The sequence below is a fragment of the Aeromicrobium sp. HA genome (assembly GCF_027171405.1).
GTDB lineage: Bacteria > Actinomycetota > Actinomycetes > Propionibacteriales > Nocardioidaceae > Aeromicrobium > Aeromicrobium tamlense.
Genome location: NZ_CP114372.1, coordinates 2,816,939 through 2,830,952, shown reverse-complemented (window position 1 = coordinate 2,830,952; position 14,014 = coordinate 2,816,939). Strand labels below are relative to the sequence as shown.

Below are 14,014 nucleotides of genomic sequence, written 5' to 3'. Positions count from 1 at the left end.
GCACCCCACCACGGTAGCGGGGCGTCGTCCGCCACCCGGCCCGGCTGTCGTCCCGGCGGAAAGCGCCTACCGTGGAGGAGTGCGCATCGTGACCGCGTTCGTCGCGGCCGCACTGGCGACGTCGGTGCTGCCGGCGGTCCCCGTGGCCTCCGCCGCGAGCTCGGGGATCCATCGGCTCCTGCTCACCCCCACCGCCGACCCGTCGCGATCGCAGTACGTGTCGTGGAGCCGGCCCGTCGCCGCGAGCGGCCAGCGGGTGGTCGCGGTCGGGCCCGACGGGATCACGCGCACCGTGCCCGCGCGGCGCAAGCTCGGCACGACCGAGCGCACGGCCGGCAGCCGCCAGTACCGCTACGTCGTGGCGCTCTCGGGCCTCGAGCCGTCCACGCGCTACCGCTACCGGGTGGTCGGCCGGGGCGTCGCGACCCGCTGGCGCGCGTTCACCACCGCGGGTCCCGCGAACCGCGCGTTCCGGATGCTGCAGTTCGGCGACACGCAGATCGACAACGACGGCCCGCCCGACCGCATCATCGAGGCCGCGACCGAGCGCTTCCCCGACGCGCGGCTGCTGCTCCAGGCCGGCGACGTCGTGAACAAGCCCTGGGTCGGGCGTGAGTGGAGCGAGCTGCACGAGGCCCTCTCCCCGGCGGGGCAGTGGCGCAGCTGGGTCTCGTCGATCGGCAACCACGAGCAGTGTCGGGTGAGGTCCTCGTGCCGGTCCGGAGCGGGCCGCGGCTTCCGCTCCTTCTTCCAGTTCCCGTCGAACGGCTTCCCCGACCAGCGCCGCACGTGGTTCTTCCTCGACCAGGGGCCGGCGCGGATCATCGTGCTGGACACCTTCGGGTCCGACCTGCGGCGCCAGCGGTCGTTCCTGGCGCACGCGCTGCGCACGAACGACCGCCCGTGGTCGATCGTCCTCATGCACTCGGGCCCGTTCGCGTCGGTGGGCGACCGGAGGAACACCGAGATGCGGAAGTGGTTCCTGCCGACGCTGGAGCGGTACGACGCCGACCTCGTGCTCTCCGGCCACGACCACTCCTACGCTCGCGGACGCAAGGCCGGGGTCACCTACCTCGCGTCCGTCAGCGGACCGAAGTACTACGACTCCTCGATCCGGGACTGGAGGGCCGGCGGCGCCACGCGCGTGAAGGCGGCCTACCGGACCTCGACCTACCAGGTGATCAGCGTGTCGCCGACGCAGCTGAAGGTGCGCGCGGTCGTGGGCCACCGTGGGAAGGGCGCGCGCCCCGCGATCAAGGTCGGGAGGACCCTCGACGGGTTCACCCTCACCCGCTGACTCAGGACCCGACGAACTTCAGGGCGAGGGCGGAGTACTGCAGGCCGATCGAGGACGGCGACCGCTCGCCACCCTCGACGTACCAGCGGCACACGTCGATGCACGCCGACATGAGCAGCCGCCGCGTTCCGGGCAGGTCGGCGACGGAGAAGACGCCCTGCTCGATCCCGGCCTCGAGGATCTCGTCGAGCACCGCGATCGTGGCGCGCCGGACGTCGACGACCTTCTGGAAGTGGTCGTCGGTCAGCACCTGCAGGTCGTGGTGGACCGGGCGCGCGATGACGCTCCACTCGGCGTGCCAGGACGCGTAGGCGGCCATGAAGAGGCGCAGTCGCTCGGCCGGGTCGGAGCCGAGCGCGACCGCCTGCGTCAGCGACTCCAGCGACGCGGCGTGGCTGTCCAGGACGATCCGGAAGAACAGGTCCTCCTTGTTCGCGAAGTGCGTGTAGATGGTGCCGGGGCTCAGCTGAGCGCGCTGGGCGATCGCACGGGTGGACGCACCGTGATAGCCCAGCTCGTGGAACGACAGGCAGGCGCCGACGAGGATCCGGTGCGTTGCGCCCTGCGCCCGCGGCTGCCAGAAGGCCGCCACCCGCATCGCGTCGTGGGTGGGGTCGCCGGTGGCTCGCGTGGTCAATCGTCACTCCGTCTCGGTCGCGTCACGGGGACCGAGGACGCGTGCAGGAATGCTAGGCGTCCGCTCGGCGGGGTGACAAACGCGTGCGGCTCAGGAGGGCGTGGCGTCGGCACGGAGCTCGGCCAGGACCTCCTCGTCGTGCTCGCCCACGCGCGGCACCCGCAGCCGCCGCGGCCCGTCGGCGAGACCGACCGTCGTGAGCGGTCCCGGCACGGCGACGGTGCGACCCGCGGGGGAGGTGACCCGCACGACGCTCTCGTCCTCGCGCTCGTCGAGGTGGCGCACCGCCTCGGTCAGTCCGCGCACCGGCCCGCAGGGGATCCCGAGCTCGCGCATCTGCGCCAGGATCTCGTCGCGCTCGCGTTCGCGGCACCACGCTCCGACGACCTCGTCGACCTCGTCACGCGCGACCAGCACCGCGTCCTCGTACGAGAGCGACTCGGCCCAGTCCGCGCGGCCGATGGCGCGACAGAACCGCGGCCACTTCTCGTCGCCGACGGGGGAGAGGTGGACGTGGCCGCCGCGGGCGGCCCACGTGTTGGAGATCGACACCGGCACCCGGTTGCCGTCGCGCTGGTAGGGGCGTCCCTCGAGCGACTCGTCCACGTCGTGCGCGAGCACGCCCATGTAGGAGGAGAGCATGTTGACGTCGACGAACTGGGCCTCGGGGTGGACGTCGCGCACCCGCAGCGCCATGAGGATCGACATCGTGGACCGGTAGGCGGCCAGGTGGTCGGCGACGAACGGCGCCACGAAGGTGGGCTCGCCGTCGGCGGGACCCGTCATCTGGGGGATGCCGCTCATGCCCTGGATGATGCCGTCGAAGGCGAGCAGGTCACGGTCGGGGCTCGCCGTCCCGAAGCCCGTGATGTGCACCATGATGATCGACGGGTTGACGGCCTTGAGCGCCTCGAAGCCCCAGCCGAGTCGCTCGGGCACCCTCGCGCTGTAGTTGGTGAGGACGACGTCGGACGTCTCGACGAGCCGCAGGAAGGTCGCCAGGCCGTCCGGGTCCTTCAGGTCGAGCACGATGCTGCGCTTCCCGCGGTTCTGCGCGGCGAAGTACGTGCTGTCGCCGTCGACCGACGGCATCGCGTCGCGGGCCAGCTCGCCACCGGGCGGCTCGACCTTGATGACGTCGGCGCCGTGGTCGGCGAGGATCTGGCCGGTCTGTGGGCCGGCGATGGCGTGCGTGAGCTCGAGGACGCGGATCCCCGACAGGGCGGCGGGCGTGGTCATCGCGCTCAGTGGGCCGGGACCGCGGCGGCCAGCTTCTCCAGCCCGACCTTCGACACCTTGCCGGTGGGCGCGAGCGGCATCTGGTCGATGATCTCCACGCGCGGGATCTTGTAGGTGGCCATGTGGTCACGGCACCACGCCAGCATCTCGTCGGCGGTCGCCTCGGCGCCCGGCACGAGCTGGAGGTACGCCACGGGCACCTGGCCCTTCCTCGCGTCGGGCACGCCGATCACGCCGGCGGCCGCGACCTTCGGGTGCCGGCTGAAGAGGTGCTCGAGCTCGGACGGGAAGACGCTCATGCCGTTGACCTTCAGCATCTCCTTCGTGCGCCCGAGGTAGTGCAGTGCGCCGGTCTCGTCGATCGTGCCGATGTCGCCGGTGTGGAGCCAGCCGTCGCGCAGCGTGGTCGCGGTCGCCTCGGCCCGGTGGTGGTACCCGCGCATCATGCTGGGGGAGCGCACGATGATCTGGCCCTCCTCGCCCACGGGCAGCAGCTCGCCCGTGTCGAAGCCGACGATCGCGACGTCGGTGCCGGGCATGGGCAGTCCGGTGAAGCCCGGGCGGCCCGTGAGGTCGGCGTCGTCCTTCTGCAGCCCGAGCGTGAACGTGTCCAGCGTGTGGTCCTCGGTCATGCCGTAGGAGCTCTCGCGGATGACCCCGGGCGCCCCGGTCTCGCGGGCCCAGCGCTCGCGGATCTCGACCGTCAGCTTCGTGACGAACGACATGGTGACCGGCGCCCGCAGTGAGGACAGCGAATACTCGGAGTCCCGGGCCTTGTCGAGCAGCTCGAGGTAGCTGTCCACGGTTCCCGCCATCGCGGTGACGCGGTGCTCGTGGATCGACCGCAGCACCTCGTCGGCGTCCCACCGGTAGTGCAGGACGCACGTGCCACCGGTCATCAGCGAGACCAGGAAGGCGTCCTCGCCGGCGATCCAGAACACGGGGACGAAGACCAGGCTCACGGTGTCGGGGCCACCGCCGAACCCGAGCTGCCCGCCGCTCATCGCGGTGTAGAGCATGTCGAACTGGGTGTGCTCGCAGCCCTTCGGCATGCCGGTGGTGCCGCCCGTGTAGTTCAGCGCGGCGAGCGCGTGCGGATCGTCGGGATCGGTGGGCACCGGCAGGTCGTCCCGCTCGAGGATCGTGGTGAACCGCGTGGTGCCCTCGGCGACCGGCACGTCCGCGGCCATGCCGCGGGGGAGCGCGGCGCCGTCGGGGAGGAAGTCGGTGTGCGCCGAGGCGATGGTCTCGCCGACGGCGCTGCCCTCGGCGCCGGTCCGGAACTCGTCGGCGACCTCGTCGAGGACGAACGCGACCGTGGCCCCGGAGTCGAGCAGCTCGTAGTTGATCTCCTCGCGCCGGAACATCGGGTTGACGGGCACGTGGACGCCGCCGGACTTCAGGATCGCGAAGAAGGCGATGATGAACTGCGGGCAGTTCGGCATCATCACGGCGGCCCGGTCGCCGGGTGCGAAGCCGCGGTGGACGAGGTACGCGGCGACCCGGTCGCTGGCCGCGTCCAGCTCGGCGTAGGTGACGGTGCGGCCGTGGTGGACGATCGCCGCGTGGTCGGGCTGGCTCGCGGCCCAGGAGCGCAGGTAGTGCGTGACGGTCGACTCGCCGAACGGGTAGTCGATGGTCGGCTCGCCGACCTCCGGCCAGGCCTCGCGCCGGCGCTGCCGCAGGGCGTCCAGGTAGTCGTCGATCTCCCGGTGGAACTGCTCCGACATGGTCACGGGACATGCACCTCTCGTCGTGCTGCGCACTTGAACTTGACGCAAGTTTCATCTCGACGATATGACGTAGGTCACGTCCGGTCAACCGCTGGGCCGTCCCTTGGAATCACCGGGCAAACGCAGTGAACGATCGTTCAGTCCTGAGGGCTGGCAGGAGGAGGCGGGAGCAGTCCGATCGCGAAATCTGCCCTTGCTCAATGTGATTTTCGTCTCTAGGGTCGTCGGCACACAGCCTGAACGCGCGATCAGAAGGAGCCAGCTCATGAGGATGTCGTCCCGGATCAGGGTGGGCCTGGCGGCCGCCATGCTCGTCGCGGTCAGTGCCTGTGGAGGCGGAGGATCGGACGGGGGAGACGGCGGGACGCTGCGCGTCGCGACCCAGGCGGACATCTCCTCGATGGACCCGATCCGCGGCAACTCCGGCGGCGACCACCAGATGCTCTACCCGCTCTACGACACCCTCGTCTCGTTCGACAAGGACCTGCAGCCGCAGCCCGGGCTGGCCGAGTCGTGGGAGTACGAGACGCCGACCGCGCTGGTCCTCAAGCTGCGCGAGGGCGTGACCTTCCACGACGGAGCGCCGCTGGACGCCGAGGCGGTCAAGTACAACCTGGAGCGGGCCGCGGCCGAGGGCTCGAACATCGCCGCCGACGTCGAGTCGATCGAGTCCGTGGAGGTCGTCGACGACCTGACGGTGAAGCTCAACCTGACCCAGCCGAACTCGGCGCTCGTCATGACGCTGGCCGATCGCGCCGGGATGATGGTCTCGCCCCAGGCCGCCGAGGCCGCCGGCGGCGACCTCAGCACGAACCCCGTGGGCGCGGGCGGCTGGAAGTTCGTCGACTGGAAGCGCGGCACGTCGATGACCTACGAGAAGTTCGACGACTACTGGGACGAGGACGTGGAGCGCGTCGACAAGGTCGTCATCCGGGTGATGCCCGAGCCCAAGACCCGCGCGACCTCGCTGCGCTCCGGCCAGCAGGACATCGCCTGGGACATCGTGCCGGCGGACGCCGAGTCGATCCAGGGCGACGACAAGCTCACGCTGCACGAGCAGCCGCGGATGTGGACCTGGATGATCTACACGAACCGCGCCTCCGAGGAGCTCGGCGACCCGCGCGTGCGCCGTGCCCTGAGCCTGGCGATGGACCGTGACCAGCTGCTCAAGAGCGCGTACTTCGGCCTCGGCACCAAGCCGCGCGGCTTCCTGCCCGACGGCTACTGGGCCGAGCCCTCGGAGAAGGCGCAGCTCGACTACGACGTGGACGAGGCGAAGAAGCTGATCGCCGAGGCCGGCGCCGAGGGACTGTCGTTCGACATGCTGCTCTACGCCGACTCGACCTCGACCCGCGTCGGGGAGATCCTCAAGCAGCAGTGGTCCGAGATCGGCGTGACCGCCAACCTGGTCCCGCGCGAGGTCAACCAGGCCAACAGCGACTACTTCAACGACGTGAAGACGCCGGCGTTCTTCGCGGCGTGGACGGGGCGCCCCGACCCGGCGCTGACGTACCGGCTGATGTTCACGAAGGAGGCGTACTTCAACACCTCGAAGCAGTCGACGCCCGGCATCGAGGAGGCGCTCGCCGAGGACGCCGTGGCCACGACGCAGGAGGACCGCAAGAAGGCGCTCGACAAGGCCTCCGAGGCGGTCGTCGAGGACATGCCGATCATCCCGATCGTGTTCCAGCACTCCCTCACGGGTCTCGGCGAGAACGTCGAGGGCTTCGAGAGCAACCTCCTGGGCAAGCCGAAGCTGCTGGGCGTCACGTTGAAGTGAGGTTGGGCGCCGCCGGGGAGTCACTCCCCGGCGGCGACCTCGGCCAGGTCGATGCTGGTGCCGCGGAGGTCCTCGCCGCAGTGGTCGCACACGAGGACGCCGTGGAAGACCGAGCCGCACGCGCGGTGGGTCTGCACGAGTGCCGGGCCCTCGCCGGTGTCGAACCAGCGCTCGGCCCAGCCGATCGTCATGGCGATGACGGGGAAGAACGCCAGGCCCTTCTTCGTCAGGCGGTACTCGGGACGCTCGGCGGAGTCGCCCGTGACCTGCTCGAGGATGCCGTGCTCGCGCAGCGTGCTGAGCCGGCCCGAGAGCAGCGACGGCGGCAGGCCGAGGGCCGACTCGAACTCGCCGAAGCGGCGGACGCCGAGCAGCGCCGCACCCATCAGCGCCCACGACCAGCGGTTGCCGAAGATCGCCATCGTGTCGGGGTAGAACGTGTGCCCCACGGCGGTGCCGCGGGTGGAGGAGCGGCGCCGCGTGGCGACCTCGGGGACCGAGCTGCGCCAGCCGCCCGAGGGCCCCCACGCCGTGTCGAGGTCCTGGACCGTGACGGGCTGGTGGCACTCGCGGCAGGCCAGGACGGGGGTGATCTCGTTCCCGCACGTGATGTGCCGCATCGGCGGGGTCTCGTAGGAGTGCTGGTCGACCCACGTGCGCTCCCAGCCCCAGATCGCCGCGAGGATCGGCCACGTCGCGCGGCCGGAGTCGGTCAGCACGTACTCGGCCCGCGGTGGGCGCTGCTGGTACTCGTGCCGCTCCATCAGCCCGGCGCGGACCAGCGCGTCGAGGCGACCGCTCAGCACGGCGTGCGAGATCGGCATCCGGCTCGAGAACTCGGTGTACCGGCGACAGCCCAGGAGGGCGAAGCGCAGCAGGAAGAGGGTCCACTCGTCCCCGAGCACGCCGAAGCCGCGGGACAGGGCGTTGGGCGCACCGGTCCACTCGGGCTCGGCGGGGGAGTAGCCACGGATGGTCACCCGGGCATCCTAGGCGCGCTCGGACGAGATGGCGCACCTTCGTGGCTTGAGTCACTCTGGTTAATGGAGTAACGTCCCGAGCGTGCTCGCGCCGGGCGGCACGATCAGGGACAGGTGGGTGCGATGACCGAGGCCTTCGTCTACGAGGCGGTGAGGACGCCGCGTGGCCGCGTGCGTCGCGACGGCGGAACGCTCGCCGAGGTGCCCGCCCACGAGCTGGCGGCCCAGCTGCTGCGCGAGATCGAGTCCCGTGGCGTGCCCGCCGACGCGGTCCAGGACGTCGTCCTCGGCGTCAGCACGGCCCACGGCGAGCAGGCGGCCGACCTCGCCCGCGTCGCCGTGATGGCGGCCGGCTGGCCCGACTCCACGCCCGCCGGCGTCGTCTCGCGGATGTGCTGCTCGGGCCTCGACGCGCTCGCGACGGCCTCGGCGCAGGTCCGGTCGGGGATGCTCGACGTCGTCGTGGCCGGTGGCGCCGAGTCGATGTCGCGCGTGCCGATGATGAGCGACCGGCCCGCCTTCGCGTTCGATCCCGGCGTCGGCGCGACCACCGGCTTCGTCACGATCGGGGTCTCGGCCGACCTCACCGCCGCGCAGCACGGCTTCTCCCGCGCCGAACTCGACGCGTGGGCGGTCCGCTCGCACCAGCGCTCGGCCGCGGCCTCGTGGGACTCGATCGTCCCCGTCACTGTGGACGGCGAGACGATCCTCAAGGCCGACGAGGGCGCGCGGAGCGACATCACCGCCGAGTCCCTCGGTGCGCTCGCGCCGCTGTTCGGCGAGGACCCGCTGTGGTCGCGCGTCGAGGACCGGTTCCCCGGCTTCACCCGCCCCGCCGAGGGCCTGCACACCGTCGGCACCGCGCCGCAGCTGTGCGACGGCGCCTCCGCCGCGGTGATCGGCTCGGCCGCCGCGCAGGACGTGCTGGGTCGCGCGCCCCGTGGCCGCATCGCCTCGTGGGCGCACACGGCCGTGCGCTCGCCCGGCCTCGACGGCACCGTGGCCGCCGCGCGCCTCGCCCTCGAGCGTGCCGGCATCGGCGTCGAGGACGTCGCGGTCGCGGAGTTCAACGAGTCCTTCTCGGTCACCCCCCTGCTGCTGACCCGCGAGCTGGGCATCGACCCCGAGCGGGTCAACGTCCAGGGCGGCGCCGTCTCGGTGGGCCACCCGCTCGCCGCGAGCGGCGGCATCCTGCTGGCCAACGCGCTCGACCTGCTCGAGCGCCGCGGCGGCGGGTACGCGCTGCTCGTCATCCCCGCCGCCCTCGGCGTCTCGATGGCCCTCGTCGTGGAGGGCCTGGCATGACCTACCGAGTGGTGCAGTGGGCGACCGGCGCGATGGGCACGGCGATCCTGCGGACGATGCTCGACCACCCGGGCATCGACGTCGTGGGCACGTACGTCTACGGCGAGGCGAAGGCCGGGCGCGACGTGGGCGACCTCGCCCGCCGTGACGCGACCGGCGTGCTGGCGACCTCCGACGTCGACGAGATCCTCGCGCTCGACGCCGACGTCGTGGTCCACGCCGGCCGGATCGGGCCCTACGGCTCGCACGACGACGACATCGTCGCCCTGCTCGAGTCGGGCAAGAGCGTGCTGAGCATCAACGGCTACGCCGACCCGCTCGTCCACGCCGGCGAGCGGCTCGACCGGCTGCGCAAGGCCGCCGAGCGCGGCGGCGCGACGCTCATGGGCGTCGGCCTGAATCCGGGCTTCATCGGCGAGCAGGTCGCGGTCCTGGCCACGGGCGTGTGCGCGTCGGTGGACCACGTCGAGGTCGTCGAGATGGCCGACGCGCGCCTGGTGCAGGACCCCGAGTACCTCTTCGGCTCGCTCGGCTTCGGCGCCGAGCTGGGTGCGCACGACCCGAACGACCCCTCGTGGGGGCCCGTCGGCTCGCTCAACGGGATGTTCGAGGAGGTCGTCGGGGCGATGGCCCACCACCTCGGCCTGGAGCTGGACGAGATCGTCAGCGACCACGTCTGCCACCCGGCCCAGTCCGACCTCGAGATCGCCGCCGGCGTGATCCCGCAGGGGACCGTCGGGCACACGAACTGGCGCTGGCACGGGATCGTCGCCGGCGAGCGACGGATCACGATGTCGATCCACTGGTTCGTGGAGACCGCGTTCCTGCCCGAGCCCGAGCCGCCGCTGTGGCGCGTGACCGTCACGGGCCATCCCGGCGTGAGGATCGCGATGGAGGTGGAGAAGCACCCCGACGACCGCAGTCGCATGGGCGCCGAGCAGTACGCCGTCGCCGGCCAGGTGATCAATGCGGTGCCGCACGTCGTGGCGGCAGAGCCGGGCGTCATGATCCGGCCGATCGCGACGCCGTGGCGCGCCGATTACGGGACGGTCGCGCCGAACTGACCTCCGAGACGGGATTCTTCCCGCTTCCCCAGCAACTCTGATAAGTGTAGTATCGTGAACGACGCGTGAGCGCGCGTGGAAGAAGAGGTGGATCATGTCCAAGCCGTCGAACGTCTGGATCCTCGGTGGGTACCAGACCGACTTCGCCCGCAACCTGACCCGCGAGGGCAAGGACTTCGCCGATCTCGCGACCGAGGTCGTCGACGGCACCCTGGCCGCCTCGGGCGTCGACGCCGAGGAGATCGGCGTCGTTCACGTGGGCAACGCCTTCGGCCAGCTGTTCGCCGGACAGGGCCAGCTCGGCGCGATGCCGGCCACGGTCAACGACGGCCTGTGGGGCGTCCCCTCCTCGCGTCACGAGGCCGCCTGCGCCTCGGGCAGCATCGCCGTCCTGGCCGCGATGGCCGACCTGCGCGCCGGCAACTACGACTCGGCGCTCGTCGTCGGCGTCGAGCTGGAGAAGACGGTCAGCGGCGACCAGGCCGCCCATCACCTCGGTGCCGCCGCCTGGGCCGGCCACGAGGGCGACGACGCCACCTTCATGTGGCCCTACATGTTCAGCAAGGTCGCCGACGAGTACGACCGCCGCTACGGCATCGACCAGCAGCACCTGAGCCGCATCGCCGAGATCAACTTCGCGAACGCCAAGCTCAACCCCAACGCACAGACGCGCGGCTGGGACGTGCCCGACCTCGGTCCGGCCGGCGACCCCGCGCTCAACCCGCCGGTCGACGGCCGCGTGCGCCGCTTCGACTGCAGCCAGATCACCGACGGCGGCTCGGGCATCGTGCTCGTCTCCGACGCGTTCCTCGTGCGCCACCCCGACCTGCGCCCGCTGGCGCGGATGGCCGGCTGGGGTCACCAGACCGTGGGCCTGGGCCTGCAGCAGAAGCTCGACCGCGCCGCCGACCAGCCCTACGTCATGCCGCACCTGCGCCGCGCCGTGCACGACGCGTTCGACCGCGCCCAGATCGGACTGGACGACCTCGACGCGCTCGAGACCCACGACTGCTTCACCCCGAGCGAGTACATCGCGATCGACCACATCGGCCTGACCGAGCCGGGCGAGTCCTGGAAGGCGATCGAGAACGGCGACATCGAGATCGGCGGACGACTGCCGATCAACCCCAGTGGCGGTCTCATCGGCGGCGGCCACCCCGTGGGCGCGTCGGGCATCCGCATGGTGCTCGACGCGACCAAGCAGGTCTCCGGAACGGCCGGCGACTACCAGGTCGAGGGTGCCGACACCGTGGGCACGCTCAACTTCGGCGGCAGCACCGCCACCACCGTCAGCTTCGTCGTGACGGCCAGCTGAGCCACGCAGGACTGAGAGGACTCTTCATGGATCTGGAACTCGTGGGCAAGCTGCTCTCCACGCTGCCCGAGGACGACGACCACCCCTACCGCACCGGACCCTGGCGCCCGCAGACGAACGAGTGGGTCGCCGACGACCTCGAGGTCGTCGAGGGCGAGGTCCCCGCCGACCTCGACGGCGTCTACCTGCGCAACACCGAGAACCCGGTGCACGCGTCGCTGAAGAACTACCACCCGTTCGACGGCGACGGCATGATCCACGTGGTGGGCTTCCGCGACGGCAAGGCCTTCTACCGCAACCGGATGATCCGCACCGACGGCTACCTCGCCGAGCAGGAGGCCGGGCACGCGCTGTGGGCCGGCCTGGCCGAGCGCCCGCAGATCGCGCTGCGCGAGGACGGCTGGGGTGCCCGCCGCCAGATGAAGGACGCGTCGAGCACCGACGTGATCGTCCACCGCGGAGTCGCGCTGACCAGCTTCTACCAGTGCGGCGACCTGTACCGGGTCGACCCGTTCTCCGCCCAGACGCTGGGCAAGGAGAGCTGGAACGGGCACTTCCCGTTCGACTGGGGCGTCTCGGCGCACCCGAAGGTCGACGACCGCACCGGCGAGATGATGTTCTTCAACTACAGCAAGGAGGCGCCGTACATGAAGTACGGCGTCGTCGACGAGAACAACGACCTCGTCCACTACGTCGACATCCCGCTGCCCGGCCCGCGCCTGCCGCACGACATGGCGTTCACCGAGAACTACGCGATCCTCAACGACATGCCGCTGTTCTGGGACCCCGAGGCGCTCAAGCAGAACGCGCACGTGGCCCGCTGGCACCGCGACATGCCCGCGCGCTTCGCCGTCATCCCGCGCCGTGGGCAGACCTCGGACATCCAGTGGTTCGAGGCCGAGTCGACCTACGTCCTGCACTTCACGAACGCGTTCGAGGAGGGCGACGAGGTCGTCCTGGAGGGCTACTTCCAGACCGATCCCGAGCCCGCCGACAACGGCACCGGCACGCAGTGGGAGCGGGCCTTCCGCTTCCTCGCGCAGGACCGGATGGAGACCCGACTGCACCGCTGGCGCTTCAACCTCAAGACGGGACAGACGAAGGAGGAGCGGCTCACCGACACCGTCTCCGAGTTCGGCATGATCAACGGCTCGTTCGGCGGCGTGAAGCACCGCTACTCGTACTCGGCGACGAACAAGCCGGGCTGGTTCCTGTTCAACGGCCTGGTCAAGCACGACTCGTGGACGGGTGCCGAGGAGACGTTCGCCTTCGGCGACGGCGTCTACGGCAGCGAGACCGCGATGGCGCCCCGCGTGGGCTCGTCCTCGGAGGACGACGGCTACCTGGTGACCCTGATCTCGGACATGAACGACGACGCGTCGTACGCCGTGGTCTTCGACGCCGCACGGCTCTCGGACGGTCCGGTGTGCAAGCTCAAGCTGCCCGAGCGCATCTCGAGCGGCACCCACTCCACGTGGTGCGCCGGTGAGGAGCTGCGCCGCTGGCGCACGGAGGAGTCCGCCGCGACGGCCGTGGGGCTCTGAGCCAGACTGGACCCAGGAAGCCCGCCACCTTGCGAGAGGGTGGCGGGCTTCCGTCTGTCCTGGCTCGGGCCTCACCGTCCCGACACCCACTCCACTTTGGGAACGGGATGCACCGTTCTCGGGGGTGGAACGGTGCATCCCGCTCCAGGAGTGGAGGGGCGGGAGGCGGGCTCAGCGGGTCGCGAGGGCGAGGCGGGTGAAGCGCTCGCTCGCGGCGCGGTACTCCTGCTCGAGACGGTCGACCACCGTGGCGGTCGGCTCGACCGCGTGGATGGTCTGCAGGCCCTGGCCCGCGGCCCACAGGTCCTTCCAGCGGCGACCCGCGCCACCGGTGGAGTCGTAGTCGCGCTCGGCGGGGCCGGTCATCGCGTCCGGGTCGTAGCCGTTCGCGACGAGGCTCGGCCGCAGCCACGAGGCGGGGGTGCCGGTGACGCCCGCGGTGACCACGAGGTCGTCCGGGCCGTGGTCGACGACCATCTGCTTGTACTCGTCCTGGGCGAGGCTCTCGCTGGTCGCGAGGAACCGCGTGCCCATGTAGACGAGGTCGGCGCCCGCGGCGACGGCTCCGGCCACGCCGGCGCCGTCGGTGATGCCGCCGCCGACCGTGACGATGCCGTCGAACTCCTCGCGCACGGCGGAGATGAACGCGAACGGCGAGAGGTGGCCCGTGTGGCCGCCCGCGCCGGCCGAGACGCACGCCAGTCCGTCGACGCCGGCCGCGATCGCCTTGCGCGCGAGCTTCATGGACACGACGTCGGCGATGACGAGGCCGCCGTAGGACTTCACGACCTCCATGACCGGCATCGGCGAGCCCAGCGCCGTGATGACGATGTCGGGCTGGTGCTCGGCGACGAGGGCGAGGTCCTCGGGCAGGCGCGCGTTGCTGCGGTGCGTCACGAGGTTGAGCGCCCACGGCGCGGCGCCGGGCGAGCCGGCGAGACGGTCGCGGATCGTGCCCATCCACGTGTCGAGCTCGGCCGCCGTGCGGCAGTTCGGGCTGGGGAAGGAGCCCACGACCCCGGCCTCGCAGGCCGCGACCACGAGGTCGGGACCGGAGATCAGGAACATGGGCGCCGCCACCACGGGCAGGCGGAGGCGGTCGAGCACGGTGTCGGACATG

The 14,014-nt window shown here is 71.2% G+C and carries 11 protein-coding genes; 6 read left to right on the top strand and 5 right to left on the bottom strand.

Annotated elements, in window-relative coordinates:
• The first annotated feature begins 79 nt into the window (after window positions 1-79).
• Entirely contained in the window at window positions 80-1,297 is a 1,218-nt protein-coding gene (locus tag O3S82_RS13970; protein WP_269303628.1) for a purple acid phosphatase family protein, read from the top strand.
• Between the two features lies 1 nt (window position 1,298).
• Here O3S82_RS13970 and O3S82_RS13965 read toward each other — a convergent pair whose 3' ends face one another.
• The 3 genes from O3S82_RS13965 to O3S82_RS13955 form a co-directional block, all read right to left on the bottom strand.
• Entirely contained in the window at window positions 1,299-1,934 is a 636-nt protein-coding gene (locus O3S82_RS13965; protein WP_269303625.1) for a TetR/AcrR family transcriptional regulator, read from the bottom strand.
• Window positions 1,935-2,024: 90 nt separating this feature from the next.
• Window positions 2,025-3,173 (bottom strand): CaiB/BaiF CoA transferase family protein, encoded by a 1,149-nt coding sequence (locus O3S82_RS13960; protein WP_269303623.1) that lies wholly within the window; start codon window positions 3,171-3,173, stop codon window positions 2,025-2,027.
• A 5-nt stretch (window positions 3,174-3,178) separates the two neighbouring features.
• Entirely contained in the window at window positions 3,179-4,903 is a 1,725-nt protein-coding gene (locus tag O3S82_RS13955) for an AMP-binding protein (protein WP_269307068.1), read from the bottom strand.
• Window positions 4,904-5,171: 268 nt separating this feature from the next.
• On the opposite strand from O3S82_RS13955, the gene O3S82_RS13950 reads away from it, so the two are divergent.
• Window positions 5,172-6,686 (top strand): ABC transporter substrate-binding protein, encoded by a 1,515-nt coding sequence (locus O3S82_RS13950; protein ID WP_269303621.1) that lies wholly within the window; start codon window positions 5,172-5,174, stop codon window positions 6,684-6,686.
• A gap of 20 nt (window positions 6,687-6,706) precedes the next feature.
• Here O3S82_RS13950 and O3S82_RS13945 read toward each other — a convergent pair whose 3' ends face one another.
• A complete protein-coding gene (locus O3S82_RS13945; protein ID WP_269303619.1) occupies window positions 6,707-7,666 on the bottom strand; it encodes a winged helix-turn-helix transcriptional regulator in 960 nt (319 codons plus the stop codon).
• A 123-nt stretch (window positions 7,667-7,789) separates the two neighbouring features.
• Between O3S82_RS13945 and O3S82_RS13940 the strand changes: the two genes are divergently transcribed.
• The 4 genes from O3S82_RS13940 (at window position 7,790) to O3S82_RS13925 (ending at window position 12,894) form a co-directional block, all read left to right on the top strand.
• Window positions 7,790-8,971, top strand: coding sequence for a thiolase family protein (locus O3S82_RS13940; RefSeq protein WP_269303618.1), 1,182 nt, complete (start codon window positions 7,790-7,792; stop codon window positions 8,969-8,971).
• On the top strand, window positions 8,968-10,035 hold the full coding sequence (locus O3S82_RS13935; RefSeq protein WP_269303616.1) for an NAD(P)H-dependent amine dehydrogenase family protein: 1,068 nt from the start codon (window positions 8,968-8,970) through the stop codon (window positions 10,033-10,035). The genes O3S82_RS13940 and O3S82_RS13935 overlap by 4 nt, the downstream gene beginning before the upstream one ends.
• Window positions 10,036-10,129: 94 nt before the next feature.
• Complete coding sequence (locus tag O3S82_RS13930) at window positions 10,130-11,350, top strand: acetyl-CoA acetyltransferase (protein ID WP_179422911.1); 1,221 nt, start codon at window positions 10,130-10,132, stop codon at window positions 11,348-11,350.
• A 26-nt stretch (window positions 11,351-11,376) separates the two neighbouring features.
• The gene (locus tag O3S82_RS13925; RefSeq protein WP_179422913.1) at window positions 11,377-12,894 is read left to right on the top strand and encodes a carotenoid oxygenase family protein; all 1,518 of its coding nucleotides are present in this window, start codon (window positions 11,377-11,379) and stop codon (window positions 12,892-12,894) included.
• A gap of 171 nt (window positions 12,895-13,065) precedes the next feature.
• On the opposite strand, the gene O3S82_RS13920 is transcribed toward O3S82_RS13925, so the two are convergent.
• Window positions 13,066-14,013: an NAD(P)H-dependent flavin oxidoreductase gene (locus O3S82_RS13920; protein ID WP_179422915.1), complete on the bottom strand. Its 948-nt coding sequence runs from the start codon at window positions 14,011-14,013 to the stop codon at window positions 13,066-13,068.
• Between the last annotated feature and the right edge of the window lies 1 nt (window position 14,014).